Source organism: Cobetia sp. MC34 (assembly GCF_018340035.1).
Lineage (GTDB): Bacteria > Pseudomonadota > Gammaproteobacteria > Pseudomonadales > Halomonadaceae > Cobetia > Cobetia amphilecti.
Map to the genome: position 1 here is coordinate 37,553 of NZ_JADPPY010000018.1, position 22,158 is coordinate 59,710.

General features: G+C 64.4%; 19 protein-coding genes. 13 read left to right on the forward strand and 6 right to left on the reverse strand.

The window, feature by feature from the left end; genetic code table 11:
• Window positions 1-192 precede the first annotated feature (192 nt).
• Together purM and purN are read left to right on the forward strand one after the other, a co-directional pair.
• Window positions 193-1,275 carry a phosphoribosylformylglycinamidine cyclo-ligase gene (gene purM, locus IZU87_RS11085; protein ID WP_054556274.1) on the forward strand — a complete coding sequence of 361 codons (1,083 nt, stop codon included), beginning with the start codon at window positions 193-195 and terminating at the stop codon, window positions 1,273-1,275.
• Entirely contained in the window at window positions 1,272-2,048 is a 777-nt protein-coding gene (gene purN / locus IZU87_RS11090) for a phosphoribosylglycinamide formyltransferase (protein WP_054556275.1), read from the forward strand. The genes purM and purN overlap by 4 nt, the downstream gene beginning before the upstream one ends.
• Before the next feature lie 153 nt (window positions 2,049-2,201).
• On the opposite strand, the gene IZU87_RS11095 is transcribed toward purN, so the two are convergent.
• The 4 genes from IZU87_RS11095 to IZU87_RS11110 all read right to left on the reverse strand — a co-directional run bounded on the left by IZU87_RS11095 (window position 2,202) and on the right by IZU87_RS11110 (window position 6,942).
• Window positions 2,202-4,187, reverse strand: a complete 1,986-nt coding sequence (locus IZU87_RS11095; protein ID WP_213114546.1) for an autotransporter outer membrane beta-barrel domain-containing protein — start codon at window positions 4,185-4,187, stop codon at window positions 2,202-2,204.
• A gap of 350 nt (window positions 4,188-4,537) precedes the next feature.
• Window positions 4,538-5,104, reverse strand: coding sequence for a dCTP deaminase (dcd, locus tag IZU87_RS11100; protein WP_043334107.1), 567 nt, complete (start codon window positions 5,102-5,104; stop codon window positions 4,538-4,540).
• A 125-nt stretch (window positions 5,105-5,229) separates the two neighbouring features.
• Entirely contained in the window at window positions 5,230-6,066 is an 837-nt protein-coding gene (gene apbC, locus IZU87_RS11105) for an iron-sulfur cluster carrier protein ApbC (protein ID WP_276315243.1), read from the reverse strand.
• Between the two features lie 162 nt (window positions 6,067-6,228).
• Window positions 6,229-6,942 carry an RNA pseudouridine synthase gene (locus tag IZU87_RS11110; protein WP_159055855.1) on the reverse strand — a complete coding sequence of 238 codons (714 nt, stop codon included), beginning with the start codon at window positions 6,940-6,942 and terminating at the stop codon, window positions 6,229-6,231.
• 625 nt (window positions 6,943-7,567) lie between these two features.
• Here IZU87_RS11110 and IZU87_RS11115 point away from each other — a divergent pair.
• Window positions 7,568-8,245 (forward strand): cell wall hydrolase, encoded by a 678-nt coding sequence (locus IZU87_RS11115; protein ID WP_213114547.1) that lies wholly within the window; start codon window positions 7,568-7,570, stop codon window positions 8,243-8,245.
• A gap of 192 nt (window positions 8,246-8,437) precedes the next feature.
• On the opposite strand, the gene IZU87_RS11120 is transcribed toward IZU87_RS11115, so the two are convergent.
• Window positions 8,438-8,911, reverse strand: a complete 474-nt coding sequence (locus tag IZU87_RS11120; protein WP_052384628.1) for a tellurite resistance TerB family protein — start codon at window positions 8,909-8,911, stop codon at window positions 8,438-8,440.
• A gap of 249 nt (window positions 8,912-9,160) precedes the next feature.
• On the opposite strand from IZU87_RS11120, the gene metG reads away from it, so the two are divergent.
• Window positions 9,161-11,212, forward strand: a complete 2,052-nt coding sequence (gene metG / locus IZU87_RS11125) for a methionine--tRNA ligase (RefSeq protein ID WP_213114548.1) — start codon at window positions 9,161-9,163, stop codon at window positions 11,210-11,212.
• 124 nt (window positions 11,213-11,336) lie between these two features.
• Here metG and IZU87_RS11130 read toward each other — a convergent pair whose 3' ends face one another.
• Window positions 11,337-11,843, reverse strand: coding sequence for a DUF3465 domain-containing protein (locus tag IZU87_RS11130; protein WP_249330549.1), 507 nt, complete (start codon window positions 11,841-11,843; stop codon window positions 11,337-11,339).
• Window positions 11,844-11,872: 29 nt separating this feature from the next.
• Here IZU87_RS11130 and IZU87_RS11135 point away from each other — a divergent pair, with 29 nt between their 5' ends.
• From IZU87_RS11135 to IZU87_RS11175, 9 genes are all read left to right on the forward strand, one after another.
• Complete coding sequence (locus IZU87_RS11135) at window positions 11,873-12,187, forward strand: hypothetical protein (RefSeq protein WP_213114549.1); 315 nt, start codon at window positions 11,873-11,875, stop codon at window positions 12,185-12,187.
• Window positions 12,180-12,761: an electron transport complex subunit RsxA gene (gene rsxA / locus IZU87_RS11140; protein ID WP_043334102.1), complete on the forward strand. Its 582-nt coding sequence runs from the start codon at window positions 12,180-12,182 to the stop codon at window positions 12,759-12,761. The genes IZU87_RS11135 and rsxA overlap by 8 nt, the downstream gene beginning before the upstream one ends.
• Before the next feature lies 1 nt (window position 12,762).
• On the forward strand, window positions 12,763-13,401 hold the full coding sequence (rsxB, locus tag IZU87_RS11145) for an electron transport complex subunit RsxB (protein WP_213114550.1): 639 nt from the start codon (window positions 12,763-12,765) through the stop codon (window positions 13,399-13,401).
• Window positions 13,401-16,340, forward strand: coding sequence for an electron transport complex subunit RsxC (rsxC, locus tag IZU87_RS11150; RefSeq protein WP_249330550.1), 2,940 nt, complete (start codon window positions 13,401-13,403; stop codon window positions 16,338-16,340). Before rsxB ends, rsxC begins: the two co-directional genes overlap by 1 nt.
• A 91-nt stretch (window positions 16,341-16,431) precedes the next feature.
• Entirely contained in the window at window positions 16,432-17,472 is a 1,041-nt protein-coding gene (rsxD, locus tag IZU87_RS11155) for an electron transport complex subunit RsxD (protein WP_043334100.1), read from the forward strand.
• On the forward strand, window positions 17,469-18,248 hold the full coding sequence (rsxG, locus tag IZU87_RS11160) for an electron transport complex subunit RsxG (protein WP_213114551.1): 780 nt from the start codon (window positions 17,469-17,471) through the stop codon (window positions 18,246-18,248). Before rsxD ends, rsxG begins: the two co-directional genes overlap by 4 nt.
• The gene (locus IZU87_RS11165; protein ID WP_213114552.1) at window positions 18,241-18,951 is read left to right on the forward strand and encodes an electron transport complex subunit E; all 711 of its coding nucleotides are present in this window, start codon (window positions 18,241-18,243) and stop codon (window positions 18,949-18,951) included. The genes rsxG and IZU87_RS11165 overlap by 8 nt, the downstream gene beginning before the upstream one ends.
• 90 nt (window positions 18,952-19,041) lie before the next feature.
• Entirely contained in the window at window positions 19,042-19,677 is a 636-nt protein-coding gene (gene nth / locus IZU87_RS11170; protein ID WP_213114553.1) for an endonuclease III, read from the forward strand.
• Window positions 19,678-19,934: 257 nt separating this feature from the next.
• Window positions 19,935-22,142, forward strand: a complete 2,208-nt coding sequence (locus IZU87_RS11175) for an EAL domain-containing protein (protein WP_213114554.1) — start codon at window positions 19,935-19,937, stop codon at window positions 22,140-22,142.
• The last annotated feature ends 16 nt before the right edge of the window (window positions 22,143-22,158 follow it).

Below are 22,158 nucleotides of genomic sequence, written 5' to 3' on the forward strand. Positions count from 1 at the left end.
CATTGCCTCCCCCGGTGCCACCCAAGGTGCGACAAGGCCTGCCATGACTGGCGTGGCGGCCTTTTCACATTTTGATGCGGTTTTGTGAATCGGCACAGTGTCAGCCGCGAAGCGCAATGCTACAATGGCCGCCTTTCTTTTCCCGCGATCGATCGTGTCTCACCGCCCAGGCCGCACCGACAGGAACCTCACATGACGCAACGCCCCCAGGACTCCTCGCCCAGCAAGACTTCCTTGAGCTACAAGGATGCAGGTGTCGATATCGATGCAGGCAACGCCCTCGTCGAACGCATCAAGGGTGTCGCCAAGCGCACTCACCGCCCGGAAGTGATGGGTGGTCTGGGTGGCTTCGGCGCCCTGTGCGAACTGCCGGCAGGCTATCGCCAGCCCGTGCTGGTCACCGGCACCGATGGCGTGGGCACCAAGCTGCGCCTGGCCATGGACCTCAACCGTCACGACACCATCGGCATCGATCTGGTCGCCATGTGCGTCAATGATCTGGTGGTCGCTGGCGCCGAGCCGCTGCAGTTCCTCGATTACTACGCCACCGGCAAGCTCGACATCGACATCGCCGCTGACGTCGTCACCGGTATCGGCGAAGGCTGCCTGCAGTCCGGCTGCGCGCTGGTCGGCGGCGAAACCGCTGAAATGCCCGGCATGTACGAAGGCAGCGACTACGACCTGGCAGGCTTCTGCGTCGGTGTGGTCGAGAAGTCCGAGATCCTCGACGGCAAGAAGGTCGGCGCAGGCGACGTGATTCTGGGTCTGGCCTCCTCCGGCCCGCACTCCAACGGCTACTCGCTGATCCGCAAGATTCTCGAAGTCGCCGATGCCTCCCTGCTGGAGCAGGAAATCGACGGCCAGCCGCTGGCTGACGCCCTGATGGCGCCGACGCGCATCTACGTCAAGCCGCTGCTGTCGCTGCTCAAGGAAAGCGGCCTGTCCGTGCACGCCATGTCCCACATCACCGGTGGCGGCCTGCTCGAGAACATCCCGCGCGTGCTGCCGGAAGACTGCACCGCCGAGATCGACGTCGCCAGCTGGAAGCGTCCGGCGGTCTTCGACTGGCTGCAGCAGCAGGGCAACGTCGAAGAACACGAGATGCACCGCGTGCTGAACTGCGGTGTCGGCATGGTCGTGGTCGTCGCTGAATCCGACGCCACCGCCGCGCGCGCTCACCTGGAAGCCCAGGGCGAGACCGTCTTCACCCTCGGCAGCATCCGCGCCCGCAACGGCATGGAAGAGCAGGTCCAGCTGGAGAATCTGTCCGCATGATCGAACCGAATACCAACGCCTCCAACGGTGACACTCTCGGCGGCTTCGGCAACGGTTTCGAGGCAGACGATGCGCCGGTTCGCCCGCGCGTCGTGGTACTGATTTCCGGCAGCGGCAGCAATCTGCAGGCGCTGCTGGAAGCACAGGAACACGACGAGCTGGGCGGCGACGTGGTCGCGGTCATCTCCAACAAGGCCGATGCCTACGGCCTGGTGCGTGCACGTGACGCCGGCGTCGATGCCGTGGCGCTGCCGCATGAGGAGTATGAGTCCCGCGAGCATTATGACGCCGCGCTGATCAAGGTGATCGAACGTCATGAACCGGACCTCATCGTGCTGGCCGGCTTCATGCGTATCCTGTCGCCGCTGTTCGTGCAGTACTTCTTCGGGCGTCTGATGAACATTCACCCGTCGCTGCTGCCGGCCTGGCCGGGGCTTGATACCCATCGCAAGGTATTGGAAGCCGGCGAGAAGGAACACGGCGCCAGCGTGCACTTCGTCACCGAGGAGCTCGACGGTGGCCCGGTCGCGATCCAGGCCGTCGCCAACGTGCTGGAAGGCGATGACGAAGCCAGCCTCAAGGAGCGCGTGCACACGCGTGAGCACCTGATCTACCCGATCGCGGTGCGCTGGTTCCTCGAAGGCCGCCTGAAGCTCGACGGGGAAGTGGCCAAGCTCGACGGCCACAATCTGCCGGTGGGCGGTCTGCGCCTCTCCCACGCCGATGTGGAAGAAGAGCTCAGCGATGAGCTGCCGGAAGGCGAAGAAGACTGATCAGTGACGCTGCCTTGCTGGCAAGGCCGACTGATCTGATAGAAAGTTGATAGCAAGCTGACAGCGAGCTGAAAACAGAAGACCCCGCGACATGCCGATGTCGCGGGGTCTTCTTGTTTTCAAGCTTCACTCCTCTCTCAGCGGCTTTCGCTTTCAGAAGGTGTAACTCACCCCCACCTCCCCGCGCGCCGTCACCTCATCCCAGGTCTCGATGCCGGCGCCCAGATGCAGCATGGCATTGCGGCCGAGCTGCATGCGCCAGCCGCCATCGACACGCAGGTAGTTGTCGCTGCCGCGATCCAAATCCTCGCCGCGGTAGGCATTGGTCGGCAGGCTCGCCAGACGCACCTCGGCGCTGTCGGCGTCGTCATCCAGACGCTTGCCGTAGGCCAGCTCACCGTAGAGGCCGAAACCCTCCGCGATGGCGCGGTCGACCATGAAGCCAGCCTCGACCCGGCGATCGCGGAGCGTCTGATCCGAGACACTCAGGGCGTTGGCGGCAGAGCCGGATTCAGTGTAGCCATCGATGTCGGACTCGGTATGGCGGTAGGCCACGAAGGGCGCGTTGTACCACAGCGAATCGGCAGCGGTGAGGCGATAATCGAGACGCGCCTCGGCGCTGAAGCCATCGCCATCGGTCTCACCGGACAGGGTGCGCGATGACTGGCCCAGCGCGACATGGCGATCGAGGTCGTAATCGAAGTCGCCGTAGCTGGCCACCGCCTGGACGCCAAACCTGCCCAGCTGCTGACGCGCGAACAGGCTGAACACCTGCCCTTCCAGCTCCAGCTCACTGCCATCATCGACATCGAAGTCCGCAGTGCGCTGACTGACGGCGACGCCGCCCCAGGCCTGGCCGAGGGCGTTGTCCAGCGGCAGCATCACGCCGACACCCGCAGCGCGCTGCTCGCTGTCAAAGCCCTGCTGGCCGCTGGGAGTCTCGCCATCGCCGGTGCCACCACTGGCCGAGCCGATGGCGAACACGCGCACGCCCTCCCCTGAGCGCCTGTCCTGCGCACCGGGACGCAATTCATCGCCGAGACTGCGCTGACTGGCATTGAGCGCGCCCGTGCCCAGCTGCGGCGCCAGCCCCAGCACCGAGGGCGCGGCGAGCATCGCATAGGCGTAGTCGGCCAGAATCTCCTGGCCGGCGGTGGTCGGGTGCACGCCATCATTGAACAGCAGCTTGTCAGGGTCTTCTTGTACGCCCCCTAGTTCATAAACAGATTCATCGCAGTCTCCTGAAAAACAGACTTTGGTCAATGACACGTCGCTGGCGAAACCGAACTCGGCCGGCGAGGCCAGCACCTCCTCGAGAATGCCGACGGTGTCCAGGCGGATGATGTTGACTTCGCCATCCAGCGCCGCCAGTCGCGCGCCCAGCGCATCATTGAAGACGTCTACCAGCGCGGAGGTCCCCGCCGCCTGCGCCGCGCCCGCCGACTGACCGGCCGGGGTGCTGCCGACATCCGGCAGGTTGGAAACCATGATGGTGGTGGCACCCGCCGCTGCCAGCGCCTCCACCGCGGAGGCCAGATTGCCGGCGGAGGCGACCGCCGTGGCCGGCGAGGTGATCACGCCCTGCAGGAAGTCGTTGCCACCGCCGTTGACGTAATAGAGGGCGTCCGGGTCAGCACTGCCGCCGGTGCTGACCAGATAGCCATCCTCGACCCTGAGCACCGTGCCCGCACCGGTACTGCCCGGCGGGATGACCACCTCGGAGCCATCCTCGTCGGTCACCGAGGCCAGAATCTGCGCCGTGGTATAGCCGCCCACCGCGTAGTTGGTGCCGTCACTGAAGCCGGCCAGCTGATAGATCACCGAGGTGGAAGGCTCTGCCGCCAGCCCCAGTTCCGTGGCCAGCAACTGGGTCGAGACGCTGCCATAGGCCGAGTTCTCGTAATCCGGGCCGCTGCGGTTGGTGAAACGCAGACTGTTGAGGCCACCTAGGGTGGTATCGGGGAACTGGCCGGAATCGCTCAGGCTGTCGCCGAAGAGATAGAGATTGGAATAGGCCTGCGCGGGAGTCGCCAGCAAGGTGGTGCTGATGGCGAGGGCGAGACCGCTGAGGGTAAAACGTCGGACCAGGCCGCTGGCGCTTGCCGGCGGGAATACAGCGCGATGTGAACGCGATGGCATGGCGTGCCCCTTGCTTGTGGGAGGTATCCGTCCTGCAGCCACTCTGGGGTGGCCTGCAGACAAGCATAGGCAATAAAACGAGTGATTGAATCACGTGTTTCGTTCAACTTCCGGCTAAGACTCAGCGCCTTGCGAGCGTGCCACGTTCTCGCTACTTGCCACCGGCGTCTCTCTTGCCATCGTCGCCTCTCTTGCCACCGTCGGCACACGTCGCCACGAGCAGGCACAAGCAGGCACAAAAAAGCGCCTCCCGAAGGAGGCGCTCTTGGCTTGCCGCACGCAAGTAACTTGCCGCTCACGGCCAGATACTCGCGACAACTCGCACGATAGCGAGCGCGCAGCAAGGGGTATCAGGTACGCGGCAGAGTCACGCCACGCTGGCCCTGATACTTGCCGCCGCGATCCTTGTAGCTGGTCTCGCAGACTTCATCGGACTCGAGGAACAGCATCTGCGCCACGCCTTCGTTGGCGTAGATACGCGCCGGCAGGTTGGTGGTGTTGGAGAACTCGAGGGTGACGTGGCCTTCCCACTCCGGCTCCAGCGGCGTCACGTTGACGATGATGCCACAACGCGCGTAGGTGGACTTGCCCAGGCAGATGGTCAGCACGTTACGCGGAATGCGGAAGTACTCGATGGTACGGGCCAGCGCGAAGGAGTTGGGCGGAATCACGCAGGAATCGCCCTTCACGTCCACGAAGCTCTTCTCGTCGAAGTGCTTGGGGTCCACCGTCGCCGAATGGATGTTGGTGAAGACCTTGAACTCATCCGAGCAGCGCACATCGTAGCCGTAGCTGGAAGTGCCGTAGGAAATCACACGGCGCTCATCGTGAAAGCGCACCTGATCGGGCTCAAAGGGTTCGATCATGTCGTGGCTTTCGGCCATGCGACGGATCCACTTGTCGGATTTGATGCTCATCGAGCGTACCTGACTGACTGATGGGGAGAGACGCGTGAGCGCCATGAAACGCGGGCCAGCATGATACCGGCCCGCTGTGTCGCTGGAAACCTCGGCACGCGCGGCTAGCGCCTGGCGCGTCGGGCTCAGCTGAAGCTGATGCTCGGGCCTTCGTCCGCGCCGGCACTTTCCAGTGACTCGGAGACCTGACGCGCGATGGCGCGGAAGCTCGCGGCCACTTCGCCGTCCGGCTCCGCGATCACGCTCGGGCGACCGCCATCGGCATTTTCGCGAATGCTCAGGGTCAGCGGCAGCTGGCCCAGCAGACGAGTCTGGTACTCATCGGCGATACGCTCACCACCGCCCGCGCCGAAGACCGCTTCGCTGTGGCCACACTGGCTGCAGGTGTGAGTGCTCATGTTCTCGACCACGCCCAGCACCGGCACCTTGACCTTGCGGAACATCTCGATGCCCTTCTGGGCATCCAGCAGTGCGATGTCCTGCGGCGTGGTGACGATGACGGCGCCGGAGACCGGCACCTTCTGCGACAGGGTCAGCTGGATGTCACCGGTGCCCGGCGGCATGTCGATCAGCAGCACATCAAGCTCGCCCCAGGCAGTCTGGTTGAGCAGCTGCTGGAAGGCACCGGCGACCATCGGGCCACGCCAGACCATCGGGTCCTTCACGTCGACCAGATAGGCCATCGACATGGTCTTGATGCCATGCGCCTCGATGGGGCTGAAGACCTGCTCACCGGCCATCTCCGGACGCTGACCGGTCGGCACGCCGAACATCTGCGCCTGACTCGGACCATAGATGTCGGCGTCCAGCAGGCCGACCTTGAGACCTTCCGCCGCCAATGCCAGCGCCAGATTGGCGGTGACGGTGGACTTGCCGACGCCACCCTTGCCGGAAGCGACCGCGACAATGTGCTTGATACCTTCCATACCTTGAAACTCCTGTGACGGCCTGCGCGGCGCGATGAATGTGGCGCGCAGGCGTCTGAACTGTCAGCGAAAAAAGCCGTGGAACACGATGGGCACAGTATGCCTGCCACCGCTACACGGGCCAAGCCGATGAAGCATGTCCATGGAAGCCATGCCTCAGGAAGCCATGGCCCTGGGAGCAAATCAGAAGCGCACGTCTCAGAAGCGCACGTCGACCGGCAGGAAGCGCCACTCACCCGGCGCCATGCGGCCGAGCAGAATCGCGCCCAGTCGCAGACGACGCACCTCGATGACCTTGAGGCCCTGCTCTTCGACCGCGCCGCGGATACCGCCCACCGGCACCCGCTTCATGGCGATGCGCAGACGGGTGTCGCTCTGCCAGCTGATGCTGACCTTGGGCTTGCGGCCACGGATGTCGGCGCACAGCGCGAAGCCGATACGCTTGAGGCCTTCGTCATCCAGTGTCCCTTCCACCTCGACGACGTATTCCTGCTCCAGCTGGTCGAGGTCATCGCCCAGCTTGCGGATCACGCCACGGTTCTGTGACCACACCGCGAGACCGGATTCGTCTTCGCCGAGCTCGGCCAGCGGCTGCTGGGACAGGAAATGCACCTTGAGCCAGTCGGCACCGCTGTTGTCGAGCGCGCTGCGCGGCGCGCCGTCACGCAGGGTCAGCGGGTCCGGCAGCGGCGTGCCCGGCGGCTGATACCAGACCAGAGTCAGCGGCTCGATGGGTGCCATGCTGGCGCCTTCATCGACGGTGACTTCCTCATCGGTGACCTTGAAGAAAGGCGCTTCCACGATCTCGCCCGCGACACGTACCACCCCCTTGGCGATGAGATGCTCGGCCTCACGGCGCGAGATGCCCTGCTGATGGGCCAGAAACTTGGAAAGACGGACGGGTTCGGTCATGGGGACTCTCGAGGCAGCGACGCAGGCAACAGGCAGAGCAGCAGCACGCAGAAGCGCAGATAAAAAGAAGTGGGACAGCCTGACAGGGTCATCAAGGCTAGCCCGCCATGATAACGGCATGCGCCAAGGATGGCACGGACGAGACGCGCTGAAGATGCTAGGCTGCGTGGCCAGAAATCGGCGCAGTGTGCTTCAGCAGATCATTTGATGCGCCTTACCAGGCCCTTCGACGCTCGAAGCCAGCGCATCTGATCCACTACGCCTGGTCATCCGCCCTTCTGGCGCAAGCGATCTGGCTGCCTCTGGCACGCCTGATCATGCACTGACAGGCGCGATGCGCTGCCCGCGCCATCGCCATCGCTACGCAACCGCGTGGTGACACTTGCGGAACCCTTTGCGCGGCAAAGCGTCAGAGTTGCGTTGAAGCTCACTCTGGGCCATACAAGGTCAGGGTCAGGCAAACTGATGCGCTTGCGCGTCGACTGTCGCTACCGAGGAAGCCGGTGGCCAACGCTTCAGTCTCCGTCAGTGACTCGCCAGCCGAAGGTGTGCGATCAACCCGGATTGACCCTGCGCGCCATCCCGCCTTGCTGCGCTTCCCAGGCCACGTTCACAGGTATCTTGCATGCGTTTACCCCTCACACCGCGCCGCCCACTGACTCACACTCGGCGCTACGCCATCAGCAGTGCACGCACGCTGCGTCATCTGGTACTGATCTTCGGCCTGACGCTGGCCGCGGGCTGCTCCGCGCCGCACGCCTCGGACGCGCCTGCCGCCCCGACCACCGCGGCCAAGGCAGCCGTCAAGGCCGAACGGCTGGAAAGCCTGCTGGTGCAAGGCGAGAGCGATGTGCCCGAGAGCCTGCTGCTCAGCAAGGCCGGCGCCAAGGCGATCGACCCCAACGGCCAGCGTCCGGTGGATGATCCGCTGACCTGCCTGGCGCGCGCCGCCTACTGGGAAGCCAAGGGCGAAGGCAGAAGCGGCATGCAGGGCATCGTCAATGTGGTGATCAATCGCGCCGCCGACCCGCGCTTCCCCGACAGCCTGTGCGGCGTGGTCAAGCAAGGCGGCGAAAGCGGCAGCTGCCAGTTCTCCTGGTGGTGTGACGGGCGCTCCGACCGCATTCGCGAACCCGCCGCCTACGCCGAAGCACGCGACGTGGCCCGTCAGGCGCTTAACCATCAGCTGGAAGACGTCACCGACGGCGCCCTCTACTTCCACGCCCGCTACGCCACGCCCTACTGGGCCAAGCGCTTCGTGCGCACCGCGCGCATCGGTCAGCACCTGTTCTATCGCAACTGAGTGCGAGCCGCTGCTGCTGGATGACCGCTGCTGAGAACCAGCGACACTGCGACCAGAAGTCGCAAACACGACGCCCCCGCTGCCATTGGCAACGGGGGCGTCTGCTTGAGGATGCCTGAATAGCGGTATCTGGACAGGGGAGTCCAGGCAGGGACGCTCGGATAGGGGGGCGTATATAAAATTCCTGACGGATCAGGTGTCCGGCTGTGCCGCCAGCTTGGTGCGGATGAACTCGCTGTGGCTGACATGCAGCAGGCCGGCAAGACGGCGGATGCGATGCTCTTCCTGCGGGTCCAGCTCGCCATCGGCGTAGGCCAGCTCCCAGAGCATGCCGATCAGCTCGCTGCGCTCCTCAAGGCTCATGTGCTCGTTGAGCTGCTTGACGAAGCGGTAGTGGTCCGTGGCCTGCTCGGCATCCTGCTCGGCCTGGGTCAGCAGGCTGGCAAGTTCCTCATCCCCCAGCGAGAAGCGCTCGGCCAGCTGGCGCGCCAGGGCTTCACGTTCGCGCACATCGAGATGGTCATCGGCGCGTACCACCTCGAACATCAGCACGGCCATGGCGAGTTCCGGGCCGGGCTCCTCGTTGGGACGGGCGTTGCTGCCGGGCATCATCACCTGGCGGATGAGACGATTGATCTGACCGGCGACGGATAGCTGTGCTGGCATGCTGACCTCCAGGAACGGAAAATGTAGTGTCCTTGAATCCTTCATGAGGGCAGCGGCACGGGTTGCAACCTCGCAGTTGCGCACGCCAGCGTTGCCGGTGACGCGACGCGCCCTTCGCGCCGCCCGCACCTTCGCGATATAGTAGCGCCCATCCCGACGGGGCGATGCGTTCGCCCCTTATCACGAGTCATCCCGGCGAGTGGCTGCGCACTGCGCAGCAGGCGCCCTTTACCGTCAAGACGAGGCCTCATGTCAGCGCGCAAGATTCTGGTTACCAGTGCCCTGCCCTATGCCAATGGGTCGATCCACCTGGGTCACCTGCTTGAGTACATCCAGACCGACATCTGGGTACGCTTCCAGAAAAGCCGTGGCCACGAATGCCATTACGTGTGCGCCGATGATGCCCACGGCACCGCCATCATGCTGCGTGCCGAGCAGGAAGGTATCACCGCCGAGCAGCTGATCCAGCGTGTGAGTGACGAGCATCAGGCCGACTTCGCCAAGTTCGGCGTCGGCTTTGACAACTATCACTCCACCCACTCGCCGGAAAACCGCGCCCACAGCGAGCGCATCTATCTGGCGCTGCGCGATGCCGGCCATATCGCCACACGCGATATCGAGCAGATGTTCGATCCGGTCAAGGGCCTGTTCCTCGCCGACCGCTTCATCAAGGGCACCTGCCCGAAGTGCAAGACCGAAGACCAGTACGGTGACAACTGTGAAGCCTGCGGCGCGGCCTACACGCCGGCCGAGCTGATCGATCCGGTCTCGGCCATCTCCGGCGCCACGCCGGAAATGCGCACGTCCACCCACTACTTCTTCAAGCTGCCGAACTTCGCCGAGTTCCTGCAGGAGTGGACCAAGAGCGGCCGCGTGCAGAGCCAGATTTCCAACAAGCTGCAGGAATGGTTCGAGGCGGGTCTGGCCGAGTGGGACATCTCCCGCGATGCGCCCTACTTCGGCTTCGAGATTCCCGACGCGCCGGGCAAGTACTTCTACGTGTGGCTGGACGCGCCGATCGGCTACCTCGCCAGCTTCCAGAACCTGTGCGAGAAGCAGGGCATCGACTTTGACAGCTACTGGAAGGCCGATTCCGACGCCGAGGTCTATCACTTCATCGGCAAGGACATCGTTTACTTCCACGCCCTGTTCTGGCCGGCGATGCTGGAAGGTGCCGGCATGCGCACCCCGACCGGCGTCAACTGCCACGGCTTCGTGACCGTCAATGGCGCCAAGATGTCCAAGTCGCGCGGCACCTTCATCAAGGCCGACACCTACGCGCAGTTCCTCAACCCGGAATACCTGCGCTACTACTTCGCCGCCAAGCTAACCTCCGGCGTCGATGATCTCGACCTCAACCTCGACGACTTCACCGCCCGCGTGAATTCCGACCTGGTCGGCAAGGTGGTCAACATCGCCAGCCGCTGCGCCGGTTTCGTCAAGAAGTTCGGCGACGGCAAGCTGTCCGCCACCTGCGCCGAGCCGGAGCTGGTCGAGCGCTTCATCGCCGCTGGCGAAGGCATCGCGGCAGACTTCGAAGCCCGTGAATTCGCGCGCGCCATGCGCAAGGTGATGGAGCTGGCCGATGAAGCCAACACCTACATCGCCGACAAGGCGCCGTGGGCGATGGCCAAGGAAGACGGCCGCGAGCAGGAAGTGCTCGACGTCTGCTCCGTGGGCATCAACCTGTTCCGCCAGCTGATGGTCTATCTGGCGCCGGTGATTCCGGAGCTGACCGACAAGGCACGCGACTTCCTGAACCTCGAGAGCCTCGACTGGGCCAGTCGTGAAAGCGTGCTGACCGATCATGCGATCAACAAGTTCAAGCCGCTGCTGACCCGTGTCGAACCGGAGCGCATCGACAAGATGCTCGAAGCCTCGCGCGAAGTGCTGGTCGAGGAGCAGAAGATCAAGGACGGCACCGCCAAGGCAGAAGCCGCGGCCGCGCCGAGCCCGCTCGACGCCGACCCGGTCGCCGACGAGATAGACTTCGATACCTTCATGAAGACCGACCTGCGCGTGGCGAAGATCGTCAAGGCGGAGCACGTCGAGAAGGCGGCCAAGCTGCTCAAGCTGACGTTGGATATCGGTGGCGAGACGCGCACCGTGTTCTCCGGCATCAAGTCCGCCTACGCGCCGGAAGCGCTGGAAGGCCGCCTGACGGTGATGGTCGCCAACCTGGCGCCGCGCAAGATGCGCTTCGGCGTGTCCGAGGGCATGGTGCTGGCCGCCGGTGACGACGAAGGCATCTACCTGCTGGAGCCGCACACCGGCGCCAAGCCGGGTCAGCGCGTCACTTGATCCACTGATGATGCGCCGAGGGCTCTTTGCGATACCACGCTGAGGACTCTTCAGGACAACGCCCCGCCAGAGACTCTCTGGCGGGGCGTTGTCGTTCATGCGTCACATCCGGCCGGCGAGACGGCTACTCGTAACGGCGACCGGCATGCTCCAGCCAGCCATCCACATGGCGGCCACCGGGATCATGATGCGTCCAGTGGATCACGCCGCCCTTGTCGGTCCACTCATATTCGCCGTAGAAGCCGATGCGATCACCGACCTGAAGACTGTCGATGCGTGGCGCGAGGTCGATGTTGTGCGCCACCAGAATGGTGGTGCCGCCCGCGACCCGGATCAGAAACTTCTGATGACGGCTGCCCTTGAGATCATCCCTGAGCAGACGCGTCACCTCGCCCACGCCCCGCACCTGCACATCACTCTGCTGGGCACTGATGGCGCGCCTGAGTCGGCTCTCGTCTGCCGAGGAAGCGCCTTCCCCCTGCGTCGCCTCGGCCTGCGGCGACTGGAAGTCATTCCACAGCTGGGAAAGCGAGAAATTGCTATTGCCCGTCAGCTGAGAGATGCCCGCCATCGCCACCACCAGAATGATGACCCATAACGGCCGACGGCCGCGTGTTCCTGTCCTGCGCATATCCCGCTCCTTGTGCCACCCCGGATGACGTGAAAGTCGCTGATCACACCATAATCAATAAAAGTAATAAAGGAATTCTTCTTTATTACTTCAAGAACCAAGCAAAACGCGAAACAATGGTCGTCTCATGCTGGCAACACTACGCCTCGCTTGCCACGCTACAGGCTGTCGGCCAGCAGCATCTTGCGTATAATACCGCCGCGCTCGACGATCCACTGCCGTGCAGCTTCCTGACAGCTTGCGGCAGCAACAGCCCTGATCGCCTGCGAGTGCCGGTTCATGCATGCCACGAGCACGGAAGCACCTTCGAAACACCCAGACCGAGCGACGCCCCTGATGAGTGAATACCTTCTTATCCTGATCAGCACCATCCTGGTCAACAATTTCGTACTGGTGCAGTTCCTCGGCCTGTGCCCCTTCATGGGTGTCTCCAACAAGCTGGAGTCCGCGATGGGCATGTCGCTGGCCACCACCTTCGTGCTCACGCTGTCGTCGATGTGCGCCTACCTGACCTATCACTTCATCCTCGCGCCGCTGGGGCTCGAGTACCTGCGCACCATCGCCTTCATCATGGTGATCGCCGTGGTGGTGCAGTTCACCGAGATGGTGGTCAAGAAGACCAGCCCGCTGCTCTATCAGGTGCTGGGCATCTTCCTGCCGCTGATCACTACCAACTGCGCGGTACTCGGCGTGGCGCTGCTGACCCTGAACCGCAACTCCAGCTTCATGGAAGCCACGCTCTACGGCTTCGGCGCGGCCGTCGGCTTCTCGCTGGTGCTGGTACTGTTCGCCGCCATGCGCGAGCGCCTGGCCGTCGCCGATGTGCCGCGCCCCTTCCAGGGCCCGGCCATCGCGATGATCACCGCCAGCCTGATGTCGCTGGCCTTCCTCGGCTTCTCCGGACTGGTGCAGATCTGACATGCTCGAATTCTTCAACGACCATACGCTGATCTCCGCCATCGTCGCACTGGTGGCCATGGCCGTCGTCTTCGGGGGCCTGCTCGGCTTTGCCGCCGTGGCCTTCAAGGTCGAGGGCGACCCCATCGTTGAGCAGATCGACCAGCTGCTGCCGCAGACCCAGTGCGGCCAGTGCGGTTACCCGGGCTGCAAGCCCTACGCCCAGGCCATCGCCAAAGGCGACGAGATCAACAAGTGCCCGCCGGGCGGCGAGAGCACCATCGCCTCGCTGGCCGACCTGCTGGGCCGCGAGGCCACGCCGCTGGATGGCGACAGCGACAACACGCCCAAGGTGGCGGTGATTCGCGAGGACGAGTGCATCGGCTGCACCAAGTGCATCCAGGCCTGCCCTGTCGATGCCATCCTCGGTGCCGCCAAGCACATGCACACCGTGATCGCCGACGAATGCACCGGCTGCGATCTGTGTGTCGAGCCCTGCCCGGTCGATTGCATCGACATGGTGCCGGTCGCCACTGACGTGCGCAGCTGGCACTGGCCGCAACCGGCGGGCCCGACCCGCGACAATGCCCGCTTCAGCGGCAATCTGATCGTGACCGATGCCGCCGATTCTACTGCCACATCTGCAAGGAATGTCGCCTGATGGTTCTGTCGTTACTCAAATCCATGGTGACTTCCTCACGTTCCGCCGCCACGGCGGAGGCGGAACACACACAGAAGGGCCAGGACGCGCCGCGCGTGTTCGACTTCCACGGCGGTATCCATCCGCCGGAGCACAAGGCGCTCTCCAACCGCGCCCCGCTGGTAGCCGCCCCGCTGCCCCGTGAGGTGGTACTGCCGCTCAGCCAGCATATCGGCGCGCCCGCCCAGCCACTGGTGGAGATCGGCCAGCGCGTGAAGACGGGCGAGCTGATCGCGCGCGCCCAAGGCATGATCTCCGCCCCGGTGCATGCCAGCATCACCGGCGTGGTCACCGCCATCGAGCCGCGTCAGATTCCCCACGTCTCGGGCCTGGAAGACCTGTGCATCGTGATCGAACGCGAGGGTGAGATCGATGAATGGGCGCGCCTGGAAGCCTGGCGCGACTGGCGTCAGCAGGAAGCCCAGGACCTGATCCAGCGTCTGCAGGATGCCGGCGTGGTCGGCCAGGGCGGTGCCGGCTTCCCCTCGGCGGTGAAGGCGCGGGTGCGTGAGCGCCACGCCATCGACACCCTGATTCTGAACGCGGCGGAGTGTGAGCCTTACATCACCGCCGATGACCTGACCATGCGCACGCATCCGGAAGCGCTGATCGAAGGGCTCGAGATTCTCGCCAGCCTGATCGGCCCCGAGTGCATCCTGATCGGTATCGAGGACAACAAGCCCGAGGCCGTCATCGCGCTGGAACAGGCGATTCGCGCCCGCCGCGCCGACAAGCGCCTGCCGCCGCTGGATTCACGCCTCGAAGTCGTGGTGGTACCGACCAAGTATCCCTCCGGCGGCGAGAAGCAGCTTATCAAGCTGCTGACGGACCGCGAAGTGCCCAGCCGTGGCCTGCCCGCCGATGTCGGCGTGGTGGTGCACAACCCGGGCACCGTGCGCGCCGTGCAGCGCGCGGTGTGCTTCGGCGAGCCGATGATCTCGCGCGTCGTCACCCTGACCGGCGAGGCGTTGCAGCACCCGCACAATGTCGAGGCGCGCCTGGGTACCTCCATCGCAGACCTGCTGCGTCTGGCAGCGCCTGCGCCGACGGGTATCGCACGTCTGGTGATGGGCGGGCCGATGATGGGCTTCACGCTCGAGAGCGACGCCCTGCCGATCATCAAGACCACCAACTGTCTGCTGGCCTCCTCCCCCGAGTCACTGCCGGCACCGGCGGTCGAGCAGCCGTGCATCCGTTGCGGCATGTGTGAGCAGGCCTGTCCGGCCGAGCTGCTGCCGCAGCAGCTCTACTGGTTCTCCAAGGCACGCGAGTTCGACAAGGCCGAGCTCTACAATCTGGCGGACTGCATCGAATGTGGCGCCTGCTCCTACGTCTGTCCCAGCCAGATTCCGCTGGTGCAGTATTACCGCTTCGCCAAGGGCGAGATTCGCAGTGCCCAGCACGAGGCGCGCAAGTCCGAGCGTGCGCGTCACCGCTTCGAATTCAAGCAGGCGCGCATGGCGCGCGAGGAAGCCGAGAAGGAAGCCAAGCGTCAGCAGCGCGCTCAGGCGGCCCAGAAGTCCGCCGCCGCCCGCGCCGATGCCGGCGCCGCCGCAGACACGACTTCGGCCTCGGCCTCCACAACGGCCGCCGCTGCCCAGCCGGCACCGGCCACCGACATCAAGGCATTCAAGACGGCGCGCGCCGCGGCCAACATCGCCCTCAAGAAGGCCGAGAAGGCCCTCAAGGCAGCCCAGGATGGCGGTGAGAGCTCCGAGGACGATATCGCCAAGCTCGAGGCCAACGTGACCGCGGCCAAGGCCAAGCTCGCCAGCGCCGAGAGCGCCCTCAAGGCCGCCAGCGAGGCAAGCGAGTCAGCTGCCCCGGCGGCTGCCCCCGCCGCCGATCTCAAGGCGCTCAAGACGGCGCGCGCCGCGGCCAATATCGCCGTCAAGAAGGCCGAGAAGGCCCTCAAGACCGCCCAGGACAGCGGTGAAGGCGATATTCCCGCCCTCGAGACCAGCGTGGCAGAGGCAAAGGCGCGACTGGCCAAGGCCGAAGGCGATCTCAAGGCTGCCAGCGAGGCCAGCGAGTCAGCTGCCCCTGCGGCGGCCAGCGCTTCCGCGACAGGCGCGGCTGCCCCGGCAGCCGACCTCAAGGCGCTCAAGACGGCACGTGCCGCGGCCAATATCGCCGTCAAGAAGGCCGAGAAGGCTCTCAAGACCGCCCAGGACAGCGGTGAGGGTGACATCCCCGCCCTCGAGGCCAGCGTCACCGAGGCCAAGTCCCGCCTTGCCAAGGCCGAAGGCGATCTCAAGGCAGCGACCGACGCCGCTGGCGCTGCTCAAGGCGCTGATAAAGGCCCTGTAGCAAGCGCTGCGGCTGGCTCTACTGCCAACGCTGCTGCACCGGCAGCTGCGGCACCCAGCGCCGATATCAAGGCACTCAAGACAGCGCGCGCCGCAGCCAATATCGCGGTCAAGAAGGCCGAAAAGGCCCTGGCCCGCGCCAGCGAAAGTGGCGAAGGCGATATCGAGGACCTGCAGACCCTGCTGGCCACGGCCCAGGAAAACCTGCGTGCCGCCGAGGTGCGCCTCAACAGCGCGCAAGCTGGCAGCACTGAGGCGTCGCCTGCCGCCAAGGGCGCGGGCGAATTGATTCCCGAGACGCCCAAGCCCGCTGCGGGTTCTGTGGGGCGCGGCAGCATGGCCAGCAACGTGACGCTCTCTCAGGACGAGATCGAGGCATCACGCGCCGAGAACCTCGCCAAGCGTCACAAGCAGGTCAGCATCGCGGTCAAGGCGGCCGAGGCGGCCCACCGCAAGGCCGAGGCGGCTTTGAGCGAGGCAGATGACGAAAACCGTCAGCGCCTGGCGACCAAGGTCGACCGCACGCGCCGCAATCTGGAACACGCCCGCGAGTCATTGGCCGAGGTGCAGGCACTGGTGGACGCCCAATGAGTGACCTGAGCCCAATTACCGCGCCAATGGCGACTCATCCTGATGCACGCCTCGTGTCATTGCCCATTTACCGCAAGGATCTGACCGTCTCATGAGCCTGATGCATGCAAGCTCCCCCCATGCCCACGGGCCAACCGCCACCTCGCGCGTGATGGCCTGGGTGCTGGCCGCGACGCTGCCGGGTATCGCCGTGCTGTGCTGGCACTATGGCTGGGGTGTGCTGTTCAACCTCGTCTTCGCCTGCCTGGCGGGTGTCGCCCTCGAGGCGCTGCTGCTCAAGCTGCGTGGCCGTCCGGTCAGCTTTTTCCTCAAGGACAATTCGGCGCTGGTGACCTGCGTGCTGCTGGCGGTGTCGTTGCCGCCGCTGGCGCCCTGGTGGCTGGTACTGACCGGCGTGATCGCGGCCATCGTGGTCGCCAAGCAGCTCTACGGTGGTCTGGGCCAGAATCCGTTCAACCCGGCGATGGTCGCCTATGCGCTGCTGCTGATCTCCTTCCCGGTCGAGATGTCGCGCTGGTCATCCCCGGATGGCTTCGCACTCGGCTTCACTGACAGCCTGCAGCAGTTCTTCGGTGTGATCGCCACGCCAGATGCCCTGACCGGCGCCACTCCGCTGGACGCTTTCCGCAACAAGGGCGAGCTTTCCAGCAGCGAGTTCTGGGCAGACCCGAGCCTGCTGCCTGCCGCCAACCTGCTGGCCTGGCAGCAGACGGCCATCGCCTGGGGCCTCGGCGGCCTGGTGCTGCTGGCGCGTCGCCTGATCACCTGGCATATCCCGGTGGCGATGCTGGGCAGCCTGGCGGTGATCTCCGCCATCTTCGCCTTCGTGGATGGCGAGCAGCATGCCAGCCCCCTGATCCACCTGCTGTGCGGTGCGGCGATATTCGGCGCCTTCTTCATCGCCACGGACCCCGTCACGGCGGCGACCTCTAACAAGGGCAAGCTCTATTACGGCGTCGGCATCGGCGTGCTGATCTACCTGATTCGCACCTTCGGCGCCTATCCTGACGCCATCGCCTTCGCGGTGCTGCTGATGAACTTCAGCGTGCCGTTCATCGATTACTACACCCAGCCACGCAGCTATGGTCACAAGAAGGCCCGTCGCGGCATCAAGCTGGAGGACAAGGCATGAGCCTGACGCCTGATCAGCCCGAACAGCAAGCCCAGGCCGCGCAGGGTCTGAAGCACACCATCGCGCGGGCCGCGCTGGGTCTGGCGGTCTTCGCCGTCATCACCGCCGGCGTCGTCGCCGTGACCCAGATAACCACCGCCGAGACCATCGCCGACAACGAGCGTGCCGCCCAGAGCGCGGCGCTGGCCGAGATCATCCCGCCGTCTCTGCACGACAATGACCTGCTCGACGCGGCCTTCGCCCTGCCGCCTTCACAGGTGCTGGGTCTGGAGAGCGCCGATACCGGCTGGCGCGCCACCCGAAATGGCGAGACCGTCGCGGTGCTGCTGCCGGTGGTGACCGGCAAGGGTTACAGCGGCGATATCCGCCTGCTGGTCGGTATCCGTGCCGATGGCAGCGTGGCCGGAGTGCGCGCCGTCAAGCACGCCGAGACCCCGGGGCTGGGCGACAAGATCGAAGCGCGCAAGTCCGACTGGATTCACGAATTCGATGACCAGACGCTCAGCTCGGTGGAATGGAAGGTGAACAAGGATGGCGGTGATTTCGACCAGTTCACCGGTGCGACCATCACCCCGCGCGCCGTGGTGGGTGCCGTTCGTCAGGCATTGATCTACTTCATGGCGCACCGCACGGCGCTGCTGGCCGGCGACAGCGAGACGCTGACCGCGACCCGCCGCGCCGCCAGGGCCCAGCAAGACACGCAAGCTCCCACCGCTGATGGCACGCTCACGCCATCAGCGCCTTCTGAACACGGCGGAGACGAACCTCATGAGTGATATCTCGCTTGGCAAGATCAGCCGCGACGGCCTGTGGGACAACAACCCGGCGCTGGTACAGCTGCTGGGCCTGTGTCCGCTGCTGGCCGTCACCGCCAGCGTCGTCAACGCCATCGGGCTGGGGCTTGCCACGCTGCTGGTGTTGATCGGCTCCAACGTGGCGGTGTCGCTGATCCGCAATCTGGTGCCTTCTGCAGTGCGCCTGCCGGCCTTCGTGATGATCATCGCCTCGTTCGTGACCTGTGCCGAGCTGCTGATGAAGGCCTACACCTATGAGCTCTATCAGATTCTCGGCATCTTCATTCCGCTGATCGTCACCAACTGCGCGATTCTCGGGCGTGCCGATGCCTTCGCCGCCAAGCATCCCGTGCTGCCGGCGGCCACCGATGGCCTGATGATGGGACTGGGGTTCATGGCCGTGCTGGTGCTGCTGGGTGGCATGCGTGAGCTGTTCGGCCAGGGCACGCTGTTTGCCGGCATGGAACTGCTCGTCGGGCCGATGGCCGCCGACTGGCAGCTGACGATCTTCACGGATTACTCCTTCCTGTTCCTGGTGCTGCCGCCGGGCGCCTTCTTCTGCATGGGGCTTATCATCGCGGGCAAGAAGACCATCGATGAGCGACTCGAGCAGCGCCGCAAGGCGGCCAACGCCGATGCGCCCAAGGTGTCGCGTCGTGTACGCGTGACCGGCACCATCTCCTGAGCCCCTCTCACACAGGCTGTCAGCCCGCTGGCTGACAGCCTGTGTCGACGATGCCCGCTTCCAAGCCCTTACCGCCGTATCCGAGATATCATGAACGCCCAGAAACGCCTCGAGATCTTCACCCGCCTGCGCAACGAGAATCCTGAGCCACGCACCGAGCTTGCCTGGTCAACGCCCTTCGAGCTTTTGATCTCGGTGCTGCTGTCGGCGCAGGCGACGGATGTGGGCGTCAACAAGGCCACGGCGAAGCTGTATCCGGTCGCCAATACGCCGGAGAGCATCCTCGCGCTGGGTGTCGAGGGCCTGAAGGAGTACATCAAGACGATCGGCCTGTTCAACACCAAGGCCGAGAACGTCATCAAGACCTGCCGGATGCTGATCGAACGGCATGGTGGCGAGGTGCCGCAGACTCGCGAGGCGCTGGAAGCGCTGCCCGGCGTGGGCCGCAAGACCGCCAACGTGGTGCTCAACACCGCCTTCGGCCAGCCGACCATGGCGGTGGACACGCACATCTTCCGTGTCTCCAACCGCACGCGCATCGCCCCGGGCAAGAACGTGCTGGAAGTCGAGCACAAGCTGATGCGTCATGTGCCCAAGGAGTTTCTGGTCGACGCCCACCACTGGCTGATCCTGCATGGCCGCTACACCTGCGTGGCACGCAAGCCGCGCTGTGGCAGCTGCATCATCGAAGATCTCTGCGAGTACAAGGACAAGGTCGACCTGTAACGCCTCCCGGCACGAGAATTTGATGACTTCTTCATGATCAGGAGCTTGATGACTGGGGCTTGATGACTGGGCCTTGATGACTGGGCCTTGATCACCAGACGCCTGGCGAAAGCCCCGTTCCTGCGTGAACTGCCTGCGTGGCCTGCAGCGTGGCCTGCATGCATGATCGTTGATTGAGCATGAACCTCGCCTCCCCGCCTATTCAACCGAGCGGCAACGTAGACTGAGCGCACAGACCGTCGCCTCAGGAACCTGCCATGACCGCACCTTCCGATGCCGGGGATCACCGCTCTCCGCGCCCAGAAGGTTCCGACGATTCCCCCCAGCCTGATGACAGCTGCCTGCACTCGCGCCTGCAGGAGATGTCGTCACGTCTCGAGGCACTGGAAGCCGAGAACCACCTTTTACGCACCCTGGTCGACACCCACCCCGACATCCTGTTCATCAAGGATGCCAAGGGGCTGTTTCGCTACGCCAATCGCACCCTGACCGAATTCTATGGCACCTCGCACGAGGACATCATCGGGCGCGATGACAGCCACTACACCGGCAATACCGAGCAGAGCCACTTCTTTCGGCGCAGCGTGGAGCAGGTGCTCAGCAGGTTCGAGCGCGAGACGGTCTTCGAGGATGCCACCGACGGCACCACCGGCGAGGTCAACCACTTCCGCTCCATCAAGCAGCCCTTCCATGACATTCACGGCCAGCCGCTGGTCGCCGTTCTGGCGCACAACATCACCACCGAAGTCCGTGAGCATGAGCGCAAGACCCGCCAGATCGACCACATCTATGACACCTCGCTGGAAGGCTTCTGGGACTGGAACATCCTGACCAGTTCCGTGACGCACAATCGCCGCTGGTCACAGATTCTGGGCATCCCGGAGAGCGAGCTCAGCAACAGCCTGGAAGAATTCGCAAGCCTGCTGCACCCCGAGGACAAGCCCGAGACGATGATCGCCATCCAGGACTGCATGGCGGGCAAGACGGCCTATTATCACCGTCACCGCATGCTGACCCGCGGTGGCGACGTGGTCTGGGTGATCGACAAGGGCGATGTCATCGAGCGTGACAGCGAAGGCAATCCGCTACGCATGATCGGCTCGATCACCGATATCACGCGTATCGTCGAATCAGAGGCCCTGCTGCACCAGCACAGTCGCTTCGACTCGCTGACCAAGCTGGCCAACCGAGCCACGCTGATCGACAGCCTGCAGCAGGCCATCATCATCACCGACGCCCGTGACACCCACGGCGCGCTCATCTTCATCGATCTGGACCACTTCAAGAAGATCAACGACCTGCTGGGGCATACCACCGGCGACCATCTGTTGATCGAGGTGGCCCACCGCCTGAGCTCCAAGGTGCGTGACAGCGACCTGGTGGCGCGCTTCGGCGGGGACGAGTTCGTCATCCTGGTTCAGCCCCTGAGCCATGATCCACAGATTGCCTGTCGCGAACTGGATGAGCTGATGGAGCGCCTGCAGCAGGCGCTCAACCAGCCGTATTCGCTCTTGGGCCCGCAAGCGCAGCCGCTGCAACATCACAGCTCGGCGAGTCTGGGCAGCATCATGTTCCATGATCGCCATCTGAGCGCCGAGGAGCTCATCCGACGCGCGGATATCGCGATGTATCGCGCCAAGGAGGCCGGGCGCAATCAGACCGTTCGCTTTGATCCCAGCATGCGCGTGGAGCTTGAGCGCGCCGTGCAGCTGGAAAATGACCTGCGCCGCGCCATCGAGAATGAAGAGCTCTACGTGGAACTGCAGCCGCAATTCGATCGGGGGCTCAAGCTGGTCGGCGCCGAGTGCCTGTTGCGCTGGCGACACGCCAAGCTCGGCAATATCTCGCCCTATGAGTTCATACCGCTGGCCGAGAAGAGCCAGCTGATCGACAGCCTCGGCGACTGGGTGCTGGAGCAGGCCTGCAAGCTGCTGGAGGACTGGCAGAAAGGCACCGCCTTCGCCAGGCTCTATCTGTCGGTCAATGTCAGCGTCAAGCAGCTGGACTCCCTTCACTACGTCGGCAATGTCGCCAAGGCACTCAGCCAGCACACGCTTGACCCGCAATATCTGCAGCTGGAGCTGACCGAAAACGTCTTCGCCACCGACATGCCCGCCACCGTGGCACGCATGCACGAGCTGCGCTCGCTGGGCCTGCGCCTGTCGCTGGATGATTTCGGCACCGGCTTCTCCTCACTGACCTATATCAAGCACCTGCCCTTCGATGAGCTCAAGGTCGACCGCAGCTTCGTCAATGATCTCGAGAACGACGAGATGAACCGCCGCATGGTGAACTTCATGGTGCAGCTGGGGCGTGAGCTGGGCATGTGCGTGGTGGCGGAAGGCGTCGAGACCCCCAGGCAGCGCGAACTGCTGCTGGAGATGGGTTGTGATGCCCTGCAGGGCTATCTGATGGACAAGCCGATGGCGATCGAGACATTCACCGCCAAGTATCAGCTCGGATGACAGCGCATCCGCGTCT

Coding starts and splice junctions, on each gene's coding strand:
- purM (WP_054556274.1), top strand. CDS start 193: ATGACGCAACGCCCCCAGGACTCCTCGCCCAGCAAGACTTCCTTGAGC.
- purN (WP_054556275.1), top strand. CDS start 1,272: ATGATCGAACCGAATACCAACGCCTCCAACGGTGACACTCTCGGCGGC.
- IZU87_RS11095 (WP_213114546.1), bottom strand. CDS start 4,187: ATGCCATCGCGTTCACATCGCGCTGTATTCCCGCCGGCAAGCGCCAGC.
- dcd (WP_043334107.1), bottom strand. CDS start 5,104: ATGAGCATCAAATCCGACAAGTGGATCCGTCGCATGGCCGAAAGCCAC.
- IZU87_RS11110 (WP_159055855.1), bottom strand. CDS start 6,942: ATGACCGAACCCGTCCGTCTTTCCAAGTTTCTGGCCCATCAGCAGGGC.
- IZU87_RS11115 (WP_213114547.1), top strand. CDS start 7,568: ATGCGTTTACCCCTCACACCGCGCCGCCCACTGACTCACACTCGGCGC.
- IZU87_RS11120 (WP_052384628.1), bottom strand. CDS start 8,911: ATGCCAGCACAGCTATCCGTCGCCGGTCAGATCAATCGTCTCATCCGC.
- metG (WP_213114548.1), top strand. CDS start 9,161: ATGTCAGCGCGCAAGATTCTGGTTACCAGTGCCCTGCCCTATGCCAAT.
- IZU87_RS11130 (WP_249330549.1), bottom strand. CDS start 11,843: ATGCGCAGGACAGGAACACGCGGCCGTCGGCCGTTATGGGTCATCATT.
- rsxA (WP_043334102.1), top strand. CDS start 12,180: ATGAGTGAATACCTTCTTATCCTGATCAGCACCATCCTGGTCAACAAT.
- rsxB (WP_213114550.1), top strand. CDS start 12,763: ATGCTCGAATTCTTCAACGACCATACGCTGATCTCCGCCATCGTCGCA.
- rsxC (WP_249330550.1), top strand. CDS start 13,401: ATGGTTCTGTCGTTACTCAAATCCATGGTGACTTCCTCACGTTCCGCC.
- rsxD (WP_043334100.1), top strand. CDS start 16,432: ATGAGCCTGATGCATGCAAGCTCCCCCCATGCCCACGGGCCAACCGCC.
- rsxG (WP_213114551.1), top strand. CDS start 17,469: ATGAGCCTGACGCCTGATCAGCCCGAACAGCAAGCCCAGGCCGCGCAG.
- IZU87_RS11165 (WP_213114552.1), top strand. CDS start 18,241: ATGAGTGATATCTCGCTTGGCAAGATCAGCCGCGACGGCCTGTGGGAC.
- nth (WP_213114553.1), top strand. CDS start 19,042: ATGAACGCCCAGAAACGCCTCGAGATCTTCACCCGCCTGCGCAACGAG.
- IZU87_RS11175 (WP_213114554.1), top strand. CDS start 19,935: ATGACCGCACCTTCCGATGCCGGGGATCACCGCTCTCCGCGCCCAGAA.